Source organism: Blastochloris viridis, assembly GCF_001402875.1.
Lineage (GTDB): Bacteria > Pseudomonadota > Alphaproteobacteria > Rhizobiales > Xanthobacteraceae > Blastochloris > Blastochloris viridis.
This window is the reverse complement of the sequence record NZ_CP012946.1, coordinates 1,156,611-1,177,271: the sequence shown is the minus strand read 5'-3', so window position 1 is coordinate 1,177,271 and position 20,661 is coordinate 1,156,611. Positions and strand designations below refer to the sequence as shown.

The window sequence follows — 20,661 nt, the reverse complement described above, 5'->3', positions numbered from 1 at the left end:
GGCCGGATTCATCAACGGTTTGATAGCCGTCACACCAACGTTTGGAAAGGGTGCAGCGGCTCGGACACGCCTGCGGCCCCTGAGAACGCCTGCGGCGTTTCGGCAAGCCGGCCGGCCGTCGGCCCGGCCTTGCGCCATTGCACGGCGCCACGTTTGGCCTTAACCCCCAAGGCCGGGAGAACGACATGAGCCTGAGACGCGACAGCGCAAGCGGCCTGACCTATGCCGAGGCAGGCGTCGACATCGATGCCGGCAACCGGCTGGTGCAGCTGATCAAGCCCAAGGTGCGGGCGACCCGCCGCCGCGGCGCCGACGCCGAGATCGGCGGGTTCGGCGCGGCCTTCGACCTCAAGGCCGCCGGCTTCACCGACCCCATCCTGGTTTCGACCACCGACGGCGTCGGCACCAAGGTCAAGATCGCCGCCGAGACCGGCCAGCTCGCGACCATCGGCATCGACCTCGTCGCCATGTGCGTCAACGACCTGGTGGTCCAGGGCGCCGAGCCACTGTTCTTCCTCGATTATTTCGCCACCGGGCGGCTCGACCCGGTGCGCGGCGCCGACATCGTCGGCGGCATCGCCGAGGGCTGCCGCATCGCCGGCTGCGCCCTGATCGGCGGTGAGACCGCCGAGATGCCCGGCGTCTATTCCGGCGGCGACTTCGACCTCGCCGGCTTTGCGGTCGGCGCCGCCGAGCGCGGCCAGCTGTTGCCGCGCGGCGACGTTGCGGCCGGCGACGTCGTGCTCGGCCTCGCCGCCTCGGGCGTTCATTCCAACGGCTATTCGCTGGTGCGGCGCATCGTCACCGACGCCGGCTTCGGCTGGGATCAGCCCGCGCCGTTCGCCCCGGCCGAGCCGATCGGCCGGGCGCTGCTGGTCCCGACCCGCATCTACGTCAAGAGCCTGCTGCAGGCGATCGGCGACACCGCCGCCGTCAAGGCGATGGCCCACATCACCGGCGGCGGCTTCACCGAGAATATCCCGCGCTCGCTGCCGGGCGGCCTCGGCGTCCGCATCGACCTTTCCGCCGTTCCGGTGCTGCCGGTGTTCAAATGGCTGGCCGCGGCCGGCGGCGTCAAAGAGGCCGAGATGCTGCGCACCTTCAACTGCGGCATCGGCATGGTCGTCATCGCCGCCGCCGCCGACGCCGACCAAGTGCGCAACGCCCTCACCGCGGCGGGCGAGAGCGTCCACACCCTCGGCGAGGTGGTGACGGTCGCGCCGGACGGCCCGCGCGTCGCCTACACCGGCCGGCTGGATCTGGCCTGACCATGGCGCGGGTCAGAACCGCGGTGCTGATTTCCGGCCGCGGCAGCAACATGGCGGCGCTGATCGCGGCGGCGAAGGCGCCCGACTTCCCGGCCGAGATCGCTCTGGTGGTGTCGAACAAGGCCGACGCCGGCGGACTCGCCCTCGCCGCGGCCGCCGGCGTCGCCACCAAGGTGGTCGAGAGCCGGCCTTTCGGCAAAGACCGCGCCGCGTTCGAGGCCGCGCTGCACGCCGAGCTTGAGGCCGCCGGCGTCGAGCTGGTGTGCCTCGCCGGCTTCATGCGGGTGCTGACGCCGTGGCTGGTCGCGCGCTGGAGCGGGCGGATGCTCAACATCCACCCCGCCTTGCTGCCGGCCTTCCCCGGCCTCGACACCCACGAGCGAGCGCTTGACGCCGGGGTGAAGATCCACGGCTGCACCGTGCATCTGGTGGTGCCGGAGGTCGATGCCGGGCCGATCCTGGCGCAGGCGGCGGTGCCGGTGCTGCCGGACGACACCTCCGACACGCTGAGCGCGCGGGTGCTGGCGCAGGAGCACGTCATCTACCCGGCGGCGCTGGCCCGGCTTGCCCGCGGCCTCAAGCCCGCCTGCGCCGGCCCGGCGCAGGCGCTCGTGGTCCCCGCCCGCTCGACGGAGTCGCCATGATCACGCTGTACGGTTTCGGCCCCGCCTTCGGCCTGCCCGATCCCAGCCCGTTCGTGCTCAAGGCCGAGCTGCTGCTGAAATTCGCCGGGCTGCCCTACCGCATCGACACCTCGGGCATGCACAAGGCGCCCAAGGGCAAGCTGCCCTATATCGACGACGACGGCGCCCGCGTGCCGGACTCCACCTTCATCCGCTTCCACATCGAGAAGACGTACGGCGTCGATTTCGACCACGGGCTCGATGCCAACGCGCGCGGCATCGCCTGGGCGGTGGAGAAGATGATCGAGGACCAGCTCTATTGGGCACTGGTCCACGACCGCTGGATGGACGACGCCAATTTCACCAACGGCCCCAAGACCTTCTTCAAGCGCATCCCGCCGCCGCTGCGCCAGCTGGCAATTTTTGTCATCAAACGCAAGATCCGCAGCGTGCTGAAGGGCCAGGGCTTCGGCCGCCACTCCCGCGCCGAGGTCGCCGAACTGACCGGGCGAGCGGTGGACTCGGTTGCCGCCATCCTCGGCGACAAGCCGTTCCTGATGGGCGAGAAGCCGTGTGGCGCAGACGCCGCCGTCGCCGGCATGCTGATCGCCATCCTGTGCCCGGTGTTCGACTCGCCGACCCGCGACGCCATCGAGCGCCACCCCAACCTGGTGGCGTATCGCGACCGGGTGATGGCGCAGTATTTCGCCGACCGCAGCTGATCCGGCGGCGGCATCGGCCGGCCGCCGGATCCGCGCCAAGCAGTGCCGGTCAAACGAAGTCCGGCCGATCGGGCCGGCGTTTCGTCGGCCTTCCTGCCAAATACCACTGTCTGATCAGGGCTTTTCGGCGAGGTGGTTTCTGCCGGTTCCGCCGCGACGGGCCGGAAACCGTGTCAGTCGCGCTTGCCCTTGCAGCCGAGCCACACCGCATCGGCGCGGTCGCGGGCGCCCTCGGGCACCTCGTCGGCGGCGGCGAACGCAGCGAGTTCATCCGGGTTGAACGACTTGGCCAGCGTCCTGCCGTAGCAGGCGCAACGCGGCCCATTGTCCGCGGTCGGATTCTCGGCCTCGGCGGTGCGGTACATGCAGATGTCCTGCAGCCGCAGCCGGGCCTGCTCGGCATTCTTCACCCCGCCTTCGGGCGGCGGCGGCAGCGCGAACACCGAGCCCTGCTGCCGCTGCTGGGTCGCCTGTCCCGCCGGCGGCTGCACCGCGCCCTGCGGCAGCCCCCTCGGGCCGGATGGCGGCACGCCCGGCCGCTGGAAGGCACCGTCCTCGGGCGGCGCGCCGCCGGCCAGCGCCAGCGCCGGCTGAAGACAGAATGCGACGAGGACGACGCGGACGAGCCGCGCCGCGCCAGAAACCGATCCGAGGGAAATCATGGGGCCGTCCATTGAAAATCAGCCGCTGGCGCGCGCGCCAAGTTTCGGGCTACCGTGTCATGCGGTGCCTTGATACGGGGTCCAGGCCATCACTGCGTGACCCCGGACGCGATTTCGCCGAAAATCCCAGTTCGGAAACGGGAGTTTCGGCGAGGGGAATACGGGCCTCCGGCGTGCTCGGCCGGAGACGTATGAAAGGCCCCTCGCCGCCGCCGCTGTCAAGATTGCAGCAGCGTAATGAATGAAATTGGTGCAATTTCGCATTGGCGCCGCCCGTTACGAAAATCCGGCGGATCGGACCGGCGACGGCGCCCGTGGCCTCAGACGGCGTCCCCCGCCGTTGCCCGGCGCCGCCGCAGCGCCAGCCAGCCGATGGTGAGCACGAGCGCGACGCCAACCGCTCCGGCGATCATCTTCACGGGAAAAGCCATATCGGCGCCGACCAGACCGGCGATCAGCGGGTCCTCGGCGAAGATCTCGCCCGCCACCCAGCCGAGCAGTGCCGCCCCCGCCCAGATCAGCGCCGGGTAGCGCTCCAGGATCCGCATCAGCACCGCGCTGCCGGCAACGATCAGCGGAATGGAGACGATGAGGCCGAAGGCGATCAGAACGATGCTGCCATCGGCCACCGCGGCGATGGCGATGACGTTGTCGAGGCTCATCACCGCATCGGCGACGGCGATGATGCGCACCGCCCGCCATAGCGTGTCGGCGGGGGCGAGCTTGCCCTCGGCGCCATCGTGCTCGGGCACCACCAGCTTGACCGCGACCCACACCAGCAGGCCGGCGCCGACCAGCTTGAGATAGGGCAGCACCATCAGTTCGGTGACGACGCCGGCAAACAGCACACGCAGGCTGACCGCCGCGCCGGCGCCCAGCACCATGCCCCACATCCGCTGCCGCGGCGGCAGATGGCGGCAGGCCAGCGCGATCACCACGGCGTTGTCGCCCGACAACAGGATGTCGATCCAGACGATCTGAAAAGCGCCGAGCCAAAACCCCGGATGGTCGAGAAGCATGAACCGAGCACCGTCTCCACAGCCGAACGCGCGGAGCGGACCATCGGTCCACCCGCGCCGTCCAGCAAGAACGTATCGGTATTGCAGCCGTTCGCCTGCCGCAGCGGCGGCAGGCCCGGCGCACCCCGGCCGGAAGAAGAGAACCCGGCCGCCAGGGCCGGGCCCTCGGGTCGGCTCAGCCGACGATCTCGTTGCCGGCGAAGAACTGTGCGATCTCGATCGCGGCGTTGTCGACGGAGTCGGAGCCGTGCACCGAATTCTCGCCGATCGACTTCGCGTAGAGCTTGCGGATGGTGCCATCGGCGGCGCTGGCCGGGTTGGTGGCACCCATGATCTCGCGATAGCGCGCCACCGCGCCCTCGCCCTCGAGCACCTGCACCACCACCGGGCCGGAGGTCATCATCTCGACCAGCTCGCCGAAGAACGGCCGCTCCTTGTGGACGGCGTAGAAGGTCTCGGCCTCGCCGCGGGTCATGCGGACGCGCTTCTGCGCCACGATGCGCAGGCCGGCCTGTTCGATCACCACATTGATGGCGCCGGTCAGGTTGCGGGCCGTCGCGTCGGGCTTGATGATCGAGAAGGTGCGCTCGACCGCCATGGGAACCTCACAAGATAATAGGAATGGAAAAGGAAGTGGCCGGCTCTTAGAGACCGTTTGGAAACTCCGACGGGGCCGCGCCGGAGCCGATTTCGGGCGCTCCGGCAGGAGCCGATCGAAGAGCGTACCGGGGAGTACGGTCGAGGTCGGCGACGAACCGGGCGCCCGAAAGCGGCCCGGCCCTTCGGGTTGCGGGGCGAACGCCGGTCGCGGCGTCAAAAAGCTCGTAGGTACTCCCCGGTATCGGCCTCGCTTTTCTCCTGGCGTCCGGCAGTTCGCGCCGCAACGCGGCCTGCCGTCCGAGTTTCCAAACGGTCTCTTAGCAGCGGCCATGCGGCGCGACAAGCCGCATGGCCCGGCTGTTCGCGGTCATCTGCCGGTCACCGGCCGGTGCCAACATTCGGATTCAGCAGCGCCGGAACGGCGAAGGCGCCGCGGCAGCGCAGCATCGCGGCCGACGGCGAGGCGCCATGCCGCCGGTGCAGCCGCCACATTCGGCGAATTTTTTGATTTTCTTTTGAATCCAAGCGCTTGCCCCGCGGGCTCCGGCATGGCGACCGTGACGGACGCCGCGGGTTTGGCCGTTGCAGGAGGTCGCATCTGATCTAGATCAAAGCGGCCGCGATCCGGCTTTGTCATGGTGAGGACATCGGCCGGATCCGGCGCCTGGAGCCTGGGATGAGAGACCACTTCGTGACGTTGGCCCGATACAACGCCTGGTCGAACCAGCGCGTGTATGACGCCGCGGCCGGTGTGTCTCCCGACGCGCTCGACCAGGACATCGCCGCCGCCGCCGGGTCGATTATCGCGACGCTGAACCATCTGCTGCTGGTCGACCGCAGCTGGATGTCTCAGCTCAACGACGACGGCGAGGCGCCCGACAGCGTCGATGCCGTGCTGTTTGACGATCTGGCCGAGCTGCGCGAGGCGCGCGAGCGTGACGACGCCCGCATCCTCGCCTTCGTCGAACGCCTCAAGGACGAGGACCTGGGGCGGACGGTCCGCTACCACACCATTCGCCAGCCGCTGGTCGAGGAACTGCCCCTCACCGCCGTGCTGACCTACGGGTTCACCCATCACGTTCATCACCGCGGCGAGCTGTGGGCGGGGTTGACGCGCGTCGGTGCGACGCTGCGCCCCTACGACTTCCTCTGCTTCAAGCGGGAAACCAATCCGGGCCGCCTCGCGCGGGTGGCCTGACGAGAAGCCTGACGCACGCCACAGGCGGGGGAAGTTGGCGTGTGTTTGGCCCACGGACGGGCGTTCCTCACGGAACGCCCGTCATCTTTTTCCGGCGCAATTTTTTCCGGCGCAGCTTGGGCCGCGTGGCGCCACCGCGCCGGGCAGCCGGCCGGCCTGGAACGACCGGCCGATCAGCCGGCCGGGCCAACGATGCGGACCGCGATCCGCCCGACGCCATCGAACGTGGCCTCGGCATAGCGACCGGCCTGGACTTCGTGCACGCCGGTGGTGGCACCGGTGGACACCCAGTCGCCGGCCTTGAGGCCGATGCCGCGCGCCGACAGGTGGTTGGCAAGGAACGTGGTGGCCCCCACCGGCCCGCCGGGAATCACCGCAGCGCTGCCGCGGCCCACCTCGACCGCGTCGATGGTCACGTCGGTGGCCAAGGTGGTGGCCAGGCGCACCGTCCAATCGGCGATCGGCTTGCCGACGATCAGGCCGGCATTGTTGCCGAAGCAGGCGATCACCGCCCCGGGACCGAACCCGTTGATGTCGGCCAGCGGAAAGCCGGCGATCTCGACGCCGGCGTGCAGCGCGGCGATGGCAGGCGCCACCTCGGCGTCGGTGTAGGGCTCGGCGCGCGGCGGCAGGTCGCGGCCGATCCGAGCCACGAACTCCGCCTCGACCGCGGCAAAGCCGCCCGGCACCACTTGAACCTCAACGGCCACGCCATCCTCGGCCATGACCACCGTTCCGGCCAGCACCGGCCCGGCGAGCCGCACCGAGGGATAGCGCTCGCGGAAGTGCGGCGCGATCATCGCCACCTTCCAGCCGACCACCGGCACCCCGTAATGCGCGATGGCGGCATCCTGGACGGCGTAGGCCGTCGCGAGGTCGGGCGGAACGACTCCGGGAAAACCGGCGAGCGGGCACCCCGCGCGACGGGCAGAAACCAGGGCCTCGGCAATGCCGGCGGCACCGGCTGCTTCGATAGACATCGTATTCATTATTGGACTCGCCATCTCTCCCGGAGAAACTCGATAGGGGGACGACGTCTTCGAGAGGGCTTCATGGTGGAGCAAAAGTAATGCTGTTACCATCCGCTTCGCATTGTATGTGGTTTACCCACCCTTATGGCGAAGGCGGAGGTACGGTTTTTGACGTGATGCGCTCCCAAAACGCCGATTCGAACCGCTCGCGCACCGATTCGACCGTCCGCCGTCTTGAGCGTGAGCTGCGCGCGGCCATCGTCCGGTTCGAGCTGCGGCCGGGCCAGCGCGTCACCGAGCTCGACATCGCGATCCGCTACGGCGTATCGCGCCAGCCGGTGCGCGAGGCTTTCATCGGGCTCGACCGCGCCGGCCTGGTCACGGTGCAGCCCCAGCGCGGCACCGTGGTGGTGCGGCTGTCGAGCCGCCGGCTCCATGAGGCGCAGGTGGTGCGCGCGGCGGTCGCGGTCGAACTGGTGCGGCGCGGCTGCGCCGCGTTCGACGCCGGCCACCGCGCCGCCATCGACACCGCGCTCGCGGCGGCGGCCGACGCTGCCCAGCACGGCAACCGCGCCGGCGTCCTCGACGCCAACGCCGAATTTCACCGCGCGCTGGCGGCGGGCTGCGGCGTGGCGAGCGCAGCGGAGGCGCTCGAAAACCTCAAGACCCACGTCGACCGCGCCTGGTGGCTGAGCGCGCCCGATTCGGTGGCGATGCTGACGACGGTGGCGCACCATCGCGCCATCCTCGCCGCCATTGATGCCCGCGACCCCGACGCCGCGGCCGCCGCGGTGCGCGCCGAATTCGCCGACATCCAGTCCGCGCTGCCGCGGCTGGAAGCCGAGCACCCCGCCTTGTTCGAGTGACCGGACCGCCATGCCGACCGACCCTTGCGCCCTGCTCCGCCGGCTGGCCGACATCGCCATCGCCCACGCTGCGCCGTCGCGGATCGCCACCGACCTGCCGCCGAAGCCGGCCGGCCGCACCGTGGTGGTCGGCGCCGGCAAGGCGTCGGCGGCGATGGCGCAGGCATTCGAGGCGGCCTGGCCGCACCCGCTGGGCGGGCTCGTCGTCACCCGCTACGGCCACGCCGTGCCGTGCCGGCGGATCGAGATCGTCGAGGCCGCCCACCCGGTGCCGGACGACGCCGGCGCCAGCGCCGCGCGGCGGATGCTGGAGCTGGTGTCGGGGCTCGCCGCCGACGATCTGGTGGTGGCGCTGATGTCCGGCGGCGGCTCGGCGCTGCTGACGCTGCCCGCCCCCGGCCTCAGCCTCGCCGACCTCAAGGCGGTCAACGCCGCGCTGCTGAGGTCGGGCGCCGACATCGCCGCGATGAATTGCGTGCGCAAGCACCTGTCGGCGATCTCGGGCGGCCGGCTCGCCGCCGCGGCCTATCCGGCCCGGCTGTGGACCTATGCGATCTCCGACGTCGCCGGCGACGACCTGGCGGTGATCGCCTCCGGCCCCACCGTGCCGGACCCCTCGACGCTGGCCGACGCCCGCGCCGTGGTCGCCCGCTACGGCCTGCCCCTGCCGGCGGCGGCGCGCGCCCGGCTGCTCGACCCCGCCGCCGAGACCATCAAGCCCGGCGATGGCGCCATTGCCGGCACCGTCTTCCGCCTGATCGCCCGGCCGCTGGAAAGCCTGCGCGCCGCCGCCGACGCCGGGCGGGCCGCCGGCCTCACCCCCCTCATTCTCGGCGATGCCATCACCGGCGAGGCGCGCGAAGTCGGCGCCGCGATGGCCGGCATCGCCCGCGCCGTCGCCGAGCACGGCCTGCCGGTGGCCAAGCCCGCGGTGCTGCTGTCAGGCGGCGAAACCACGGTGACGGTGCGCGGCAGCGGCAAAGGTGGCCGCAACACCGAGTTCCTGCTCGGATTTGCCCTGGCGGCGGCCGGAATTCCCGGCGTCTACGCCCTCGCCGTCGACACCGACGGCATCGACGGCAGCGAGGACAATGCCGGCGCGGTGGCAACGCCCGACACCCTCGCCCGCCTCAAGGCCGCCGGCCGCTCACCCACCGCGATGCTGGCCGACAACGACGCCTATTCCGCCTTCGCCGCCATCGGCGACCTCGTCGTCACCGGCCCGACTCGCACCAACGTCAACGATTTCCGCGCGGTGCTGGTGATTTGATACCAGATCCCGCGGCGAGCGCATGGCGGGGTCAGTAACTGACGCCGACCCGCCGTCCTTTCTGCCAGAGCACGACGCAGCTCTTCTTGACCCCGCCGTGCAGGAAGAAGAATCTCTTGGGAATTTCCAACGATCCGTGGATATCCAGGCACGCGCCCCGCGCACTCTGGTCAACCACGGTGCACTCAATGGTGGGGCTTCGGACATCCGCAAATATTTTCCCTTTATCGGAAACTCTCCCGCTTGGCCGGAGCCGCGTGAACACGCGATGTTCTGTCATGCCAACCTCAACGCTTCCTCGTTTTACAGAATTTTATCTTGCGCGCGCGTTGTTCCGCGCGCGTCGTTCGGTCAAGGGCGATGGATTTGCCGCGTGGCTCGCCCCCCGATGCCGCGCCCACAACCGGCCGTAATCATGGATTGTGGCGGGGAGCTGTTACAAAACCATTACTGGCATATTTCCCACCTAAAATTGCAAAATGACGCAAAATCGCAAGCCGGGCGCAGCCCGTGGAAGTTGGGCCTTGCTGTGACGCCCGGCCCCATCGGCCGGAACCCTTGTGCCATCGGCACGGCAAGCTCGGGCGCCGCGCGACATGCCGTTTCGGCAGCGGCTTTACCGCTTCGCGGCAGCCTGATCGAGCAGCGCGATCAGCCCTGCCAGCAGCGCGATCGGCCGCGGCGGACAACCGGCGATGGTGAGATCGACCGGAATGACCGAGCTGACCGGCCCGGCGATGGCGGCCGAGCCGGCGAACACGCCGCAATCGGCGGCGCAGTCGCCGCAGGCCACCACCCATTTCGGGTCAGGCGTCGCGGCAAAGGTGCGTTCCAGCGCCACCTTCATGTTCTTGGCCACCGGCCCGGTGACGATCAGCCCGTCGGCGTGGCGCGGCGAGGCGACGAACTTGATGCCGAAGCGCTCAAGGTCGTGGATGGCGTTGTTCGTTGCATGCAGCTCCAGCTCGCAGGCGTTGCACGAGCCGGCATCGACGTGGCGGATCGACAGCGCCCGGCCATAGAGCCGCCGCGCCCGCGCCTCCAGCGCCCGGCCGACCTCCTCCAGCGCCGCGGCGGAGGGCTGAGGCCCGGTCATGGTCGCCGGCTTCGAGAACACCGCTTTGAGCAGGAACGTGCGCATCTGGCTATAAATCCTGCCCCGAATAGGAGCAGTTGAAGGATTTGTTGATCAGCGGAAAGTCGGCGACGATATTGCCCTCGATCGCGGTCTCCAGCAGCGGCCACTGGAACCACGACGCATCACGCAGGTGCAGGTGGTCCACCGTGAGGTCGGGCCGAAGGCGCACGAAGGCGAACACCTCGCCGCGGAACGCCTCGATGACGCTGGCGCCCTCGCGCGCTTCTCCCACCGGCCGCAGCGCCACCGTCACCGGCCCCGGCGTCAGCGCGGAGAGGAAGCCGCGCACCAGCCGGATCGACTCGCGCACCTCATCGATCCGCACCCACAGCCGGGCGTCGACGTCGCCGGCCTCGCGCAGCACGATCCGGGGCGGAACGCGGTCGTAGGGCGGATAGGCGTGGTCGCGCCGCGCGTCGAAGTCGCGGCCGGAGGCGCGGCCGACCGGTCCGCCGGCGGCGAAGCGGCGGACGTAATCGGGCCGCACCACCCCGGTGGAGACGGTGCGGTCGAGCAGCGAGGGCGTCAGGTCGTACAACTCGACGATGCGCTCGAACCGCGGCTCCAGGACGTCGAGCAGCTTGGCGATGCGCTCCACGCCCTCGTCGGTGAGGTCGGCGGCAAGGCCGCCGGGCACCACGCGGTCCATCATCAGCCGGTGGCCCGTCAGGACATCACACGCGCGCAAAACCTCCTCGCGCAGCAGGCCGCAATGGGTCAGCATCAGCGCGAACGAGGCGTCGTTGCACACCGCGCCGAGGTCGCCGATGTGGTTGGCGATGCGCTCCAATTCGGCCAGCACGCCGCGCAACAGGCGCGCCCGCGGCGGCAGCTCCAGCCCCAGCGCCGCCTCCACCGCGCGGGCGAACGCCAAGGCATAGGCCACGGTGGAATCGCCCGACACCCGCCCGGCCAGCCTGGCGGCGCGATCGAGCGTCGCGCCCACCGCCAGCGCCTCGACGCCCTTGTGAACGTAGCCGAGCCGCTCCTCCAGCCGCACCACCACCTCGCCATTGGCGGTGAAGCGGAAATGGCCGGGCTCGATGATGCCGGCGTGAACCGGGCCGACCGGGATCTGGTGCAGCCCCTCCCCCTCCACCGGCAGGAAGACGTAGGGCTCAGCGGCGCCGCCGCCCCATACGCCGTGGTCGAGCCAGGGCCTCGCATCGACCGCCCCGACCGGCACGTGGCCGTAGAGGTCGCGGATGGTGCGCTCCAGCCTTATTGCCGGCGGATGATGGCGGCCGACCGAAGGGAAGCGGCGCTCGGGCACCGGCAGCGACACGATGCCGCTTCCGGCCGGCAGCGCCACCGGCCCGCGCACCGCCATGTGCACGGCGGCGTCATCGCCGAACAGCGCGACCAGATCGCCCTCGCCGCGCCCCAGCGCTTCGGCGATCGCGATCCACTCGGTCTCGCCCAACAGCTCGAACCGCGGCCACGGCAGCTCGCCGGCCGCCGGCATGCCGGTGAACACGCTGAGCAATGTGGCGTCCATCATCATCGCCTCACCCCAGCTGCGCCGCCACCGTCTCGAACCAGCGCCGCACCGGATCGGGCAGCCACAGGCCGGCGATGAGGACCAGGATCATGTGGATATAGACCGGCAGCAGCGAGGCCTCGCGCCGGGCGTAGGACGCCTCGGGCCTGCCGAACAACACATCCTGCAGCCGCCAGATCAGCGCGCCGAACCCGAGCAGCAGGCCGAGCGCAAACGGCACCGCCAGCAGCGGCTGGCGCGAGAACGTCGAGGTCACCACCAGGAACTCGGAGACGAACACCCCGAACGGCGGCAGGCCGGCGATGGCGAGCACGCCGAGCGCCAGCGCCACGGCGAGGCCGGGGTGGCTCGACGACAGCCCGCGGATGTCGGCAAAGCGCTGGGAATGGGTGACCTGGGCGACGTGGCCGACCGCGAAGAAGATCGCCGACTTGGTCAGCGAATGCATCGTCATGTGCAGAAGGCCGGCGAAATTGGCCAGCGGCCCGCCCATGCCGAACGCGAACGCCACGATGCCCATGTGCTCGATCGAGGAATAGGCGAAGAAGCGCTTGATGTCGCTGCGCCGGTACAACATCAAGGCGGCGAACAGCAGCGAGATCAGCCCGAGCGCGATCAGCACCGGCCCGCCGGGAATGGTGGCAGGGTTGCCGCCGAGCAGAATCTTGAAGCGCAGCAGCGCGTAGAGCGCGACGTTGAGCAACAGCCCCGACAGCACCGCCGACACCGGGGTCGGCCCTTCCGCGTGCGCGTCCGGCAGCCAGGCGTGCAGCGGCACCAGCCCCGCCTTGGTGCCGTAGCCGATCAAGAGGAACACGAAGGCGAGCGAAAGCAGGCCGGCGTCGAGCGTCGCCGCGCTGGCCTTGAGGTTGGTCCACGCCATCGAGGTCAGGCCGCCGCCGAGCTGCTGTTCGGCCGCGACATAGACGAAGATGGTGCCGAGGAAGGCGAGCGCGATGCCGACCGAGCCCAGGATGAAGTACTTCCACGCCGCCTCGAGCGCCTGCGGCGTGCGATAGATGCCGACCATCATCACGGTGGAGATGGTGGCGACCTCGATGCCGACCCACATCAGGCCGATGTTGTTCGACATCAGCGCCAGCGCCATCGCCCCCATCATCGCCTGATACATGGCGTGATAGAGCCGGAGGAACGCCGGCTTCAGCCGGCCGACCTCAAGCTCGTGGCCGATATAGGTCGCCGAGAAGATCGCGGTGGTGCAGCCGACGAAGCCGTTGAGCAAGATGAGGAAGATGTTGAAATCGTCGACCAGGAACAGCTCGGTGACGAACGGCCCGGCCATCAGCAGCCACACCGCCGCGGCAAGGCTGAGCGCGGAAAAGGCGACATTGAGAATGGCGCCGAGCCGATAGTTCGACACCATCGCCAGCACCACCACCGCGGCGGCGGGAACGGCGATGACGGCAACGACCGGGGTGGCAACCAGCGGGGTCATGCGTCGTCCTGCTGTTCGCCGCGGAAGCGTTCGAGCGCGCCGATGTCGACGGTGTCGAACCGCTCGCGAATGCGGAACACGAACACGCCGAACACGGTGAAGGCGATCAGGATCGAGAACGCCACCGACACCTCCACCACCAGCGGCATGCCCTTGGCGCCGGCGGCGGCGAGGATCAGCCCGTTCTCCAGCGACATGAAGCCGATGATCTGGGTGATGGCGTTGCGCCGCGTGATCATCATCAGAAGGCCAAGCAGCACCACCGCCAGCGCAAAGGCGAGGTCCTCGCGCGACAGCGGGTTGGCGTTCTCGGTCGCCGGCATCACCACCAGCACCGCGAGCGCGGTGAGCGCGAGCCCGGCGATCAGGGTCGGGCCGACGCCGACCACCGCTTCCACCTCGCGGTGGATGCCGAGCTTGCGCACCATGGCGTGCAAGGCCGCGGGAATGACGACGCCCTTGAAGACGAAGGCGATGACGGCGGTGATCCACAGATGGCCGGCGCCCTGCATCTCGGCCTGCCAGCCCACCGCGGCGCCGAGCAGCATGGCCTGGGCGGCGAACACGTTGATCACCGCGTTCAACCGGTCCTGATAGAGCAGCACCATGCTCGCCACCACCATCAGGCCGGCGAGCAAATGGGCGAGGTCGAAGGCGAAATCGCTCATCTCGGCCTCATCGCGCCGGCGCCACGGCGGCCGCGACGCGCTGCCGTGAACAGGGCGTTGCCGCAAAGCCGGTTCCCACGTTTGCGCACCATGCCCTAGAACCCCTTCGACACGAACAATAGCAGCGTCGCCATCGAGGCCAGCACAAAGGCGCCGCCGACGAAATCGGCGACGCGGAACACCCGCATCTTGGCCACCGCCACCTCGACCACCGCCACCGCGACGCCGAGCCCGATCAGCTTGGCGAAATAGCTGCCGAGCCCGATGGCGATCGTCGCCGGGTTCTCGGTCGAGGTCGCCATGCCGAACGGCACGAACAGGCAGGCGATCAGCGACAGATAGGCGGTGAGCTTCAGCGCCGCCGCCCACTCGATCATGGCGAGGTGGCGGCCGGAATATTCCAGCACCATCGCCTCGTGCACCATGGTCAGCTCAAGGTGGGTCGAGGGATTGTCGACCGGAATGCGGCCGGTCTCGGCCAGCGCCACGATCATCAACGCCACCAGGCACAGCGCCAGCGAGATGCGCAGGCCCACCGGCTGCAGCAGCAAATGGTCGGCGATGTCGGAGAGCAGCGTGGTGCCGGCCAGCAGCGCCACGGTGAAGGTGATCATCAGCAGCGCCGGCTCGGCCAGCGAGGCGAACAGCATCTCGCGCGAGGAGCCGATGCCGCCGAACGCGGTGCCGACGTCCATGCCGGCCAGCGCCAGGATGAAGCGGGCGGTGCCGAGCAGCGCCACGATGGCGATGAGGTCGGCCGACCACGAGAACATCAGCCCGGTGGCGAAGCTCGGCACCAGCGCCGCCGCCACCCAGGTGGCGGCAAACTGGCCGTAGGGCGCGGCGCGGAACAGCGGCGAGGCGCTCTCCGCCACCACCGCCTCCTTGTGCAGCAGGCGCCACAGCTCGCGATAGGGCTGCAGGATCGAGGGGCCGCGGCGCGACAGCAGCCGCGCCTTGACCTTGCGGATCAGCCCGATCAGCGCCGGCGCGATGGCCAGCATCAGCAGCATTTGGCAGCCCTGCCAGAACAGCGCGTGCGCCGCCAGATCGACGAAGGACAGCCCGGTCATCGCCACAGCACCACCACCACCAGGAGCGTGATCAGCGCCGCGAACATCAAGGTGAGATAGCGGCGGATGGTCAGGAATTGCAGCACGTTGAGCCGGCCCGACGCCCACTCCACCGCGAGGGCCACCGGGGCGTAGAGCCGCGTCCACACCGGATCGACCATGGTGAGTTCGAACCTGGCCGGCGCGACGTCGCCCGGCGGCGGCATCGTCACCGTCACGCGCACGTCCAGCGCGATCGGCACGAACACACGGCGAATCGGCTGGCCGAAGCTGGAGGCGGAGTATTGCGTCGCCGGCGAGGCATCGGGAAAGCCGCAGTCCCACGCCGGCGCCCGCCGGGTGGCGCGCGTCGCGATGCGGTGGATGCCCCACGAGGCCAGGAACGACGACACCACCAGGAAGACGACCAGCACGAAGCCGTTATAGGTCGAGCGGCCGCCCTCGAACGGCGTCAGCGACAGCGGCGCCGGCCCCGCCGCCGCCTGCGCCGGCAGCCCACCCTGCACCAGCAGCTCCGTCACCGGCCGCAGCGCCTCCACCACCAGCGGCGCCAGCACGCCGCCGGCGATGCACAGGGCGGCCATCGCCGCCATCGCCGCCAGCGAGATGCGGTCGACCTCGTGGGCGGCCGCCGCCTCCGGCGAGCGCGGCCGGCCGAGGAAGGCGATGCCGTAGGCGCGCACGAAGCAGGCCGCCGCCAGCGCCGCCACCAGCGCCAGCACCGCGCCGACCGCCGGCACCAGGAAGCGCAGCCCCTCCACCGGCAGCGCCGGGCTAGCCAGGATGGCCTGGAACACCAGCCATTCCGAGGCGAAGCCGTTGAGCGGCGGCAGCGCCGAGATGGCGGCGGCGCCGATCAGCATCAGTGCGCCGGTCACCGGCATGCGGTTGAACAGGCCGCCCAGCTTCTCCAGGTCCCTGGAATGGGCGGCGTGCAGCACCGCGCCGGCGCCGCAGAACATCAGGCTCTTCATCACCGCGTGGTTGGCGATGTGGAACAGCGCCGCAGTGAGCGCCACCGCCGCCGGCGCGGCGAGGTGGGCGGCGGTGAACGCCACCGCCAGCCCCAGCGCGACATAGATGATGCCGATATTCTCGATGGTCGAGAACGCCAGCAGCCGCTTCAAATCCCGCTCGACCAGCGCCTGGAGCAGGCCAATCAGCGCGGTCGAGATGCCGGCGAACAGGAACGGCAGCGCCCAATACCATTGCGGGTCCGGCATCAGATCGAACACCAGCCGGATGGTGCCGTAGATGGCGACCTTGGTCATTGCCCCCGACATCAGCGCCGAGACGTGGCTCGGCGCCGCCGGATGGGCGAGCGGCAGCCAGACGTGCAGCGGCACCAGGCCGGCCTTGGAGCCGGTGCCGATCAGGATCAGCACCAAGGCCAGTTCCGGCATCCAGCCGGTCAGCGAGCGGGCACGGATGGCGGCGAAGCCGAAATCGCCGGCGTGGCCGGCCAGCACGCCGAACGCGAACAACAGCGCGAACGCTCCGCCGCAGGCCATCACCAGGTAGAGAAAGGCGGCCCGCCGCGCCTCGGGGTCCTCGTGGCGGACCGCCACCATGCCCCAGGACGCCAGCGACATGAATTCCCAGCCCATCAGGAAGGTGAAGGCGTCGTCGGCGACGATGACGACGTTCATGCCGATCAGGAACAGCGGATAGAGCGCCAGCACCCGGCCGGGATACTCGTGGCGGCCGTAGCCGACGGCGTAGAGGCTGACCAGCGCCGCGGTGCCGTTCACCACCACCAGGAACACCACGCTGAGCGAATCGAGCCGGAGCCGGATGCCGACGCCGGGCAGCCCGCCCGGCAGGGTGAGCTCGGCCGGCAGGCCGCCGGCGAGGGCGTGGATGACGGCGAACGAGGCGCCGAGCGCCGCGGCGACGGCGGAGAGCGCGTACACCGCATCGGAGGTGCGGCGGCGGCGGACGCCGAGCGCGCCGGTCGTCGCCGCAATTAACAGGAGCCCGAACAGCAGGCTGACATGGACGGCGAACAGACTCACCGGACGCTCCTCCCCTGACCGATGGCTCCCCCGGTGAAAACAGCCCGCCTGACCCGGCCGACATGGCCGGCCGCGCTGATCAACACCTTATTCCTCCTGATTCTGGCGTGATCATTCCTGAAATTTCGCGTAAAACCAATGGGGCGTATTTGAATGCAAGGTTCGCTTTGCACGGGCGCCAGGGCACCGAATCCGGGTTAACGCGTCCTGTGTCCGAGGACTTGAGCACAGTATTCGGGGTCCCAACCGGCGCGCTTTCGCCTGAGCCTGAGGCTTTTCTTGTCGGTGACGGCGCGTAGGAGATTGAAGGCGAAGTGGCGGACGACAGCCATGTTCCTGGCGCCGTGTCCCTTGCGCAGGCGGGACTGGTCGTCGCCGAAGGTGACGTCGAGGACCCAGTGCAGGCTGTTCTCGATCGCCCAGTGGCTTCGCACGGCCTCGGCGGCAGCGGTTGCCGAGAGCGCGGCCGAGGAGACGTAGTATCGGGTCTCGAAACGGCAGCGGTCGGCGAGCTCGGCGCGCGATGCGACGCGCACGATGGTGGCGACGTCGGGCAGCCGCAATTCGCCGGGAAAACGCCGGTCCCCCTTCAGCCAATCGACCTCGCGGGCAACCGTGACGGTGCGGCTCTCGATGCGGCCATGGCCCTTGTCGAGGTCGGTGACGCTCTCGGTCTCGGCCGCGGGCGTCTCGGCGAAGAAGCTCTCGATCTCGGCCCGCAGGGTCGGCTGGTTGGCCTTCACGGCGAGCAGATAGTCGGCCTTGGCGCCTCGGATGGCGGTGGCGATGGTCGGATTGGTGGCGATGGCGTCGATCGAGATCAGGGTGCCGTCGAGGCCGCCGGCGGCGGCGAGCCGCTCGATCAGGAGGGGGATCGCCGTGGTCTCGCTGCTCTTGTCGGCGACCGCCTCCTGGCCGAGCACCAGGCGGCGGGTGGTGGCGAACGCCGAGACGAGATGGAGCGGCGCCTTGCCGGCCCCGCGGTCGTGGCTGCGCCGCGAGGTCTTGCCGTCGATCGCCACCAGGTCCGGGCGATCCGGCCAGCTCTCCCGAACCCACGCCGTGAACGCTGCCGCGAACAGGTCCGGGTCGATGCGGTTCATCAGCAGGGTCAGCCAACGCGCCCCCGGAACCCCGTGGTGGTAGGGCAGGAAGCGGCGCAGAAACGACAGATGCGTCTCGCCCCACTCGGCGATTCCCTCGTAGTCGTCGCAGTCCGCCAAGGTGCCGCACACCACCAGTAGCAGCACCTCCGGCAGCGGGTGAGCCACCCGCCACGCCTCGCGTGGGTCCTCGATCACCGACAGGTGGTCGAGCAGCACCTTCAGGCGCGACTTCTCAGGGACAAGCAGGGCATCAAGGCTCAGGCCATCAAGGCTCATGGCGGGGCTCCGAATCGAGGCCCCTCATCGAATCAGACCTTCCGCAACCCCGAAACCGCCGTTAACCCGAGTTCGGCGCCCTGGCACGGGCGCGGCCGGCATTGAACTCGCGCGGCCAACCCGCTAAGAGGGTCGCTCTATTCGGGGATTTCCACCTGGGCCGTGGCGCGGTCCGACGCGGCCCGTGGCTTGGTCGGTGCCATCGCCCCCAAAAACACAAGGTCGCGCGATGTCTTCTACATTCGATACTGTTGCCAATATCATTTCCGAGACGTGCGACATCCCGCGCGAAAAAATCACGCCCGAGAGCCACGCTATCGACGATCTCGGGATCGACAGCCTGGACTTCCTGGATATCGCCTTCGCCATCGACAAGGCGTTCGGCATTAAGCTTCCGCTTGAGCAGTGGACGCAGGAAGTCAACGAAGGCAAGGCATCCACCGAACAGTATTTCGTTCTCGAAAACCTTTGCGCCCGCATCGACGATCTGATCAAGGCCAAGGGGGCATGATCGGGCGAGTGTTTGGCGCCGACGACTGGGGCCCCCGACGTGCGTCTTGAGTATTTTCAGCTTCTCGACCGAATCATCGACATCGACCTCTCGGCCGGAACCATCCGGACCGAGGCGGTCGTGCCGATGGAAAGCACGGTGTTCGAAGGGCATTTTCCGGGCTATCCGCTGATGCCCGGGGTGCTGCTGTGCGAAACCATGGCCCAGACCTGTGGCTGGCTGTCCATGGCCAAGCTCAATTTCACCCGCATGGCGTTCCTGGCCGGCTTCAAGGACGTGAAGCTGCGCACCTTTGTGACGCCGGGTGCCGAACTTGAAGGGCACGGCCAGCTGCTCCACGAGGGCTCGGGCTTCACCCGGCTGCGCTGCCAGATCACCTGCGGCGGCAAGACGGTGTGCGATTCCGAGCTCAGCATGCGGTTGATGCCGTTCCCGGACGACACCTTCAAGACGATGGTGCTGGATCGTGCCAAGGGACTGTCGTTCCCATTTGCAGTCCTTGAGCCTGCCGAGTCCACCGAGGCCAATAATGCCTGACCGCGAAGCCTGGATCACCGGAATCGGGTTGGTTTCCTCCCTCGGCGAGGGGCTGGATGCACACCGCGCCGCGCTTGCGGGCGGCGAGCCCAAGCTCGACACCACCCGGTTTGCACCCTACCCGGTGCACCCGATGGCGCCGCTCGATCTTGACAAGCAGATCCCCAAGCGGGGCGACCAGCGCCAGATGGAGCCGTGGCAACGCTACGGCACCTACGCCGCCGGGCTGGCGCTGGAGAGTGCCGGGGTCAAGGGCAATGGCGAGGTGCTGTCGCGCACCCACATGATCGTCGCCGCCGGCGGCGGCGAGCGCGACAACGCCGTCGACATCAAGATTCTCGACGGTCTGCGCACCGCGGACAATCGCGGCAAGTTCCTCAACGAGCGGCTGAGCGGCGACCTTCGCCCGACGCTGTTCCTGGCGCAGCTGTCCAATCTGCTCGCCGGCAACATCTCGATCGTCCACGGCGTGGTCGGCTCCTCCCGCACCTTCATGGGCGAGGAATCCTCCGGCGTCGACGCCGTCCGCATCGCGCTGTCGCGCCTTCAGGGCGGCACCGGCGACATCTTCCTGGTCGGCGGCGCCTTCAACGCCGAGCGCGAGGACATGCTGCTGCTGTTCGAGCTCGGCGGCGCGCTGCTGCACGGCGGCTACGCCCCGGTGTGGGCGCGCACGGCGCAGGGCGGCGGCCTGGTGCTGGGCTCGCTCGCCGCGTTCCTGGTGATCGAGGAGAAGAGCCACGCCGAGGCCCGCGGCGCCAAGCCGTTCGCCAAGCTGACCTCGGTAGAGTCCGGCCGCAGCCGGCGCAAGCCGGGCGAGGTCGAGGCCGCGGTTAGCGCTCATCTCGACACGCTGGGTCCGCTCGATCCGGCCACTTCCGCGGTGATTTCCGGCGCGGTCGGCGCGGACAGCGCCACCAGCGAGGAGCGCGCCGCGCTCGCGAAGCGCGGCCTTGCGGTGCGCGCTACCGCGAGCCTGCTCGGCGCCGGCATCGAGGCGCAGTTCCCGGCCAATATCGCGCTGGCGGCGATGGCGCTGTCCAACGGCACGCTGTTCCCGCCGCTTGAGCCGGGCACTGTCGAGGCGCCGTTCGCCGGCCCGCTCAAGCGGGTGGCGGTGACCTCGGTCGGCCATTGGCGGGGCGAGGCGGCAGCGCTGGTCGAGGCGGTGGGCTGAGCTT

General features: G+C 69.4%; 22 protein-coding genes. 10 read left to right on the top strand and 12 right to left on the bottom strand.

From position 1 onward, the window contains the following. The first annotated feature begins 191 nt into the window (after positions 1–191). Genes purM through BVIR_RS05230 form a run of 3 tightly spaced genes read left to right on the top strand, consistent with a single transcriptional unit; the run spans position 192 to position 2,613 of the window. Entirely contained in the window at positions 192–1,268 is a 1,077-nt protein-coding gene (gene purM, locus BVIR_RS05240; RefSeq protein ID WP_417852053.1) for a phosphoribosylformylglycinamidine cyclo-ligase, read from the top strand. 2 nt (positions 1,269–1,270) lie between these two features. Next, on the top strand, positions 1,271–1,912 hold the full coding sequence (gene purN / locus BVIR_RS05235) for a phosphoribosylglycinamide formyltransferase (RefSeq protein WP_055036741.1): 642 nt from the start codon (positions 1,271–1,273) through the stop codon (positions 1,910–1,912). Next, positions 1,909–2,613 carry a glutathione S-transferase family protein gene (locus tag BVIR_RS05230; protein ID WP_055036740.1) on the top strand — a complete coding sequence of 235 codons (705 nt, stop codon included), beginning with the start codon at positions 1,909–1,911 and terminating at the stop codon, positions 2,611–2,613. Before purN ends, BVIR_RS05230 begins: the two co-directional genes overlap by 4 nt. 173 nt (positions 2,614–2,786) lie before the next feature. On the opposite strand, the gene BVIR_RS05225 is transcribed toward BVIR_RS05230, so the two are convergent. The 3 genes from BVIR_RS05225 to ndk form a co-directional block, all read right to left on the bottom strand. After that, positions 2,787–3,275: a hypothetical protein gene (locus tag BVIR_RS05225; RefSeq protein ID WP_145911853.1), complete on the bottom strand. Its 489-nt coding sequence runs from the start codon at positions 3,273–3,275 to the stop codon at positions 2,787–2,789. A gap of 320 nt (positions 3,276–3,595) precedes the next feature. Continuing rightward, positions 3,596–4,294 (bottom strand): TerC family protein, encoded by a 699-nt coding sequence (locus tag BVIR_RS05220; RefSeq protein WP_055036738.1) that lies wholly within the window; start codon positions 4,292–4,294, stop codon positions 3,596–3,598. Between the two features lie 175 nt (positions 4,295–4,469). Then, positions 4,470–4,892 carry a nucleoside-diphosphate kinase gene (gene ndk, locus BVIR_RS05215; RefSeq protein WP_055036737.1) on the bottom strand — a complete coding sequence of 141 codons (423 nt, stop codon included), beginning with the start codon at positions 4,890–4,892 and terminating at the stop codon, positions 4,470–4,472. Between the two features lie 350 nt (positions 4,893–5,242). Between ndk and BVIR_RS16685 the strand changes: the two genes are divergently transcribed. Next, on the top strand, positions 5,243–5,413 hold the full coding sequence (locus BVIR_RS16685; protein ID WP_156331027.1) for a hypothetical protein: 171 nt from the start codon (positions 5,243–5,245) through the stop codon (positions 5,411–5,413). Between the two features lie 157 nt (positions 5,414–5,570). After that, complete coding sequence (locus tag BVIR_RS05210) at positions 5,571–6,092, top strand: DinB family protein (protein ID WP_055036736.1); 522 nt, start codon at positions 5,571–5,573, stop codon at positions 6,090–6,092. 173 nt (positions 6,093–6,265) lie between these two features. On the opposite strand, the gene BVIR_RS05205 is transcribed toward BVIR_RS05210, so the two are convergent. Continuing rightward, positions 6,266–7,072, bottom strand: coding sequence for a 2-keto-4-pentenoate hydratase (locus BVIR_RS05205; RefSeq protein WP_145911854.1), 807 nt, complete (start codon positions 7,070–7,072; stop codon positions 6,266–6,268). Positions 7,073–7,239: 167 nt separating this feature from the next. Here BVIR_RS05205 and BVIR_RS05200 point away from each other — a divergent pair, with 167 nt between their 5' ends. Further along, positions 7,240–7,929: a GntR family transcriptional regulator gene (locus tag BVIR_RS05200; protein ID WP_055036734.1), complete on the top strand. Its 690-nt coding sequence runs from the start codon at positions 7,240–7,242 to the stop codon at positions 7,927–7,929. Between the two features lie 10 nt (positions 7,930–7,939). After that, a complete protein-coding gene (locus BVIR_RS05195; RefSeq protein ID WP_055036733.1) occupies positions 7,940–9,199 on the top strand; it encodes a glycerate kinase type-2 family protein in 1,260 nt (419 codons plus the stop codon). Between the two features lie 31 nt (positions 9,200–9,230). Here BVIR_RS05195 and BVIR_RS16285 read toward each other — a convergent pair whose 3' ends face one another. From BVIR_RS16285 to BVIR_RS05160, 8 genes are all read right to left on the bottom strand, one after another. Then, positions 9,231–9,479 (bottom strand): hypothetical protein, encoded by a 249-nt coding sequence (locus BVIR_RS16285; protein ID WP_061349889.1) that lies wholly within the window; start codon positions 9,477–9,479, stop codon positions 9,231–9,233. A 336-nt stretch (positions 9,480–9,815) separates the two neighbouring features. Further along, on the bottom strand, positions 9,816–10,340 hold the full coding sequence (locus BVIR_RS05190; RefSeq protein ID WP_055036732.1) for an NADH-quinone oxidoreductase subunit B family protein: 525 nt from the start codon (positions 10,338–10,340) through the stop codon (positions 9,816–9,818). Positions 10,341–10,344: 4 nt separating this feature from the next. Continuing rightward, entirely contained in the window at positions 10,345–11,841 is a 1,497-nt protein-coding gene (locus tag BVIR_RS05185; protein ID WP_082416733.1) for a hydrogenase large subunit, read from the bottom strand. Positions 11,842–11,845: 4 nt separating this feature from the next. Next, positions 11,846–13,294: a hydrogenase 4 subunit F gene (locus BVIR_RS05180; protein WP_055036731.1), complete on the bottom strand. Its 1,449-nt coding sequence runs from the start codon at positions 13,292–13,294 to the stop codon at positions 11,846–11,848. Further along, the gene (locus BVIR_RS05175) at positions 13,291–13,962 is read right to left on the bottom strand and encodes a hydrogenase-4 component E (RefSeq protein WP_055038697.1); all 672 of its coding nucleotides are present in this window, start codon (positions 13,960–13,962) and stop codon (positions 13,291–13,293) included. The genes BVIR_RS05180 and BVIR_RS05175 overlap by 4 nt, the downstream gene beginning before the upstream one ends. Positions 13,963–14,057: 95 nt before the next feature. Next, positions 14,058–15,035: a respiratory chain complex I subunit 1 family protein gene (locus BVIR_RS05170; RefSeq protein WP_145911855.1), complete on the bottom strand. Its 978-nt coding sequence runs from the start codon at positions 15,033–15,035 to the stop codon at positions 14,058–14,060. Beyond that, positions 15,032–17,050 carry a hydrogenase 4 subunit B gene (hyfB, locus tag BVIR_RS05165; protein WP_082416731.1) on the bottom strand — a complete coding sequence of 673 codons (2,019 nt, stop codon included), beginning with the start codon at positions 17,048–17,050 and terminating at the stop codon, positions 15,032–15,034. Before hyfB ends, BVIR_RS05170 begins: the two co-directional genes overlap by 4 nt. A 197-nt stretch (positions 17,051–17,247) precedes the next feature. Then, positions 17,248–18,432, bottom strand: coding sequence for an ISAs1 family transposase (locus BVIR_RS05160; protein WP_055036564.1), 1,185 nt, complete (start codon positions 18,430–18,432; stop codon positions 17,248–17,250). Between the two features lie 229 nt (positions 18,433–18,661). Between BVIR_RS05160 and BVIR_RS05155 the strand changes: the two genes are divergently transcribed. The 3 genes from BVIR_RS05155 to BVIR_RS05145 are packed head-to-tail and all read left to right on the top strand — an operon-like array spanning position 18,662 to position 20,657. Then, entirely contained in the window at positions 18,662–18,943 is a 282-nt protein-coding gene (locus BVIR_RS05155) for an acyl carrier protein (RefSeq protein ID WP_055036730.1), read from the top strand. 39 nt (positions 18,944–18,982) lie between these two features. Then, entirely contained in the window at positions 18,983–19,480 is a 498-nt protein-coding gene (locus tag BVIR_RS05150; RefSeq protein ID WP_055036729.1) for a 3-hydroxyacyl-ACP dehydratase FabZ family protein, read from the top strand. Next, positions 19,473–20,657, top strand: a complete 1,185-nt coding sequence (locus BVIR_RS05145; protein ID WP_055036728.1) for a beta-ketoacyl-ACP synthase — start codon at positions 19,473–19,475, stop codon at positions 20,655–20,657. The genes BVIR_RS05150 and BVIR_RS05145 overlap by 8 nt, the downstream gene beginning before the upstream one ends. The last annotated feature ends 4 nt before the right edge of the window (positions 20,658–20,661 follow it).

Bases quoted from the DNA above. Each gene is read 5' to 3' on its own strand.
- purN (WP_055036741.1), top strand. From the start codon at position 1,271: ATGGCGCGGGTCAGAACCGCGGTGCTGATTTCCGGCCGCGGCAGCAAC.
- BVIR_RS05230 (WP_055036740.1), top strand. From the start codon at position 1,909: ATGATCACGCTGTACGGTTTCGGCCCCGCCTTCGGCCTGCCCGATCCC.
- BVIR_RS05225 (WP_145911853.1), bottom strand. From the start codon at position 3,275: ATGATTTCCCTCGGATCGGTTTCTGGCGCGGCGCGGCTCGTCCGCGTC.
- BVIR_RS05220 (WP_055036738.1), bottom strand. From the start codon at position 4,294: ATGCTTCTCGACCATCCGGGGTTTTGGCTCGGCGCTTTTCAGATCGTC.
- ndk (WP_055036737.1), bottom strand. From the start codon at position 4,892: ATGGCGGTCGAGCGCACCTTCTCGATCATCAAGCCCGACGCGACGGCC.
- BVIR_RS16685 (WP_156331027.1), top strand. From the start codon at position 5,243: ATGGCCCGGCTGTTCGCGGTCATCTGCCGGTCACCGGCCGGTGCCAAC.
- BVIR_RS05210 (WP_055036736.1), top strand. From the start codon at position 5,571: ATGAGAGACCACTTCGTGACGTTGGCCCGATACAACGCCTGGTCGAAC.
- BVIR_RS05205 (WP_145911854.1), bottom strand. From the start codon at position 7,072: ATGTCTATCGAAGCAGCCGGTGCCGCCGGCATTGCCGAGGCCCTGGTT.
- BVIR_RS05200 (WP_055036734.1), top strand. From the start codon at position 7,240: ATGCGCTCCCAAAACGCCGATTCGAACCGCTCGCGCACCGATTCGACC.
- BVIR_RS05195 (WP_055036733.1), top strand. From the start codon at position 7,940: ATGCCGACCGACCCTTGCGCCCTGCTCCGCCGGCTGGCCGACATCGCC.
- BVIR_RS16285 (WP_061349889.1), bottom strand. From the start codon at position 9,479: ATGACAGAACATCGCGTGTTCACGCGGCTCCGGCCAAGCGGGAGAGTT.
- BVIR_RS05190 (WP_055036732.1), bottom strand. From the start codon at position 10,340: ATGCGCACGTTCCTGCTCAAAGCGGTGTTCTCGAAGCCGGCGACCATG.
- BVIR_RS05185 (WP_082416733.1), bottom strand. From the start codon at position 11,841: ATGATGATGGACGCCACATTGCTCAGCGTGTTCACCGGCATGCCGGCG.
- BVIR_RS05180 (WP_055036731.1), bottom strand. From the start codon at position 13,294: ATGACCCCGCTGGTTGCCACCCCGGTCGTTGCCGTCATCGCCGTTCCC.
- BVIR_RS05175 (WP_055038697.1), bottom strand. From the start codon at position 13,962: ATGAGCGATTTCGCCTTCGACCTCGCCCATTTGCTCGCCGGCCTGATG.
- BVIR_RS05170 (WP_145911855.1), bottom strand. From the start codon at position 15,035: ATGACCGGGCTGTCCTTCGTCGATCTGGCGGCGCACGCGCTGTTCTGG.
- BVIR_RS05160 (WP_055036564.1), bottom strand. From the start codon at position 18,432: ATGAGCCTTGATGGCCTGAGCCTTGATGCCCTGCTTGTCCCTGAGAAG.
- BVIR_RS05155 (WP_055036730.1), top strand. From the start codon at position 18,662: ATGTCTTCTACATTCGATACTGTTGCCAATATCATTTCCGAGACGTGC.
- BVIR_RS05145 (WP_055036728.1), top strand. From the start codon at position 19,473: ATGCCTGACCGCGAAGCCTGGATCACCGGAATCGGGTTGGTTTCCTCC.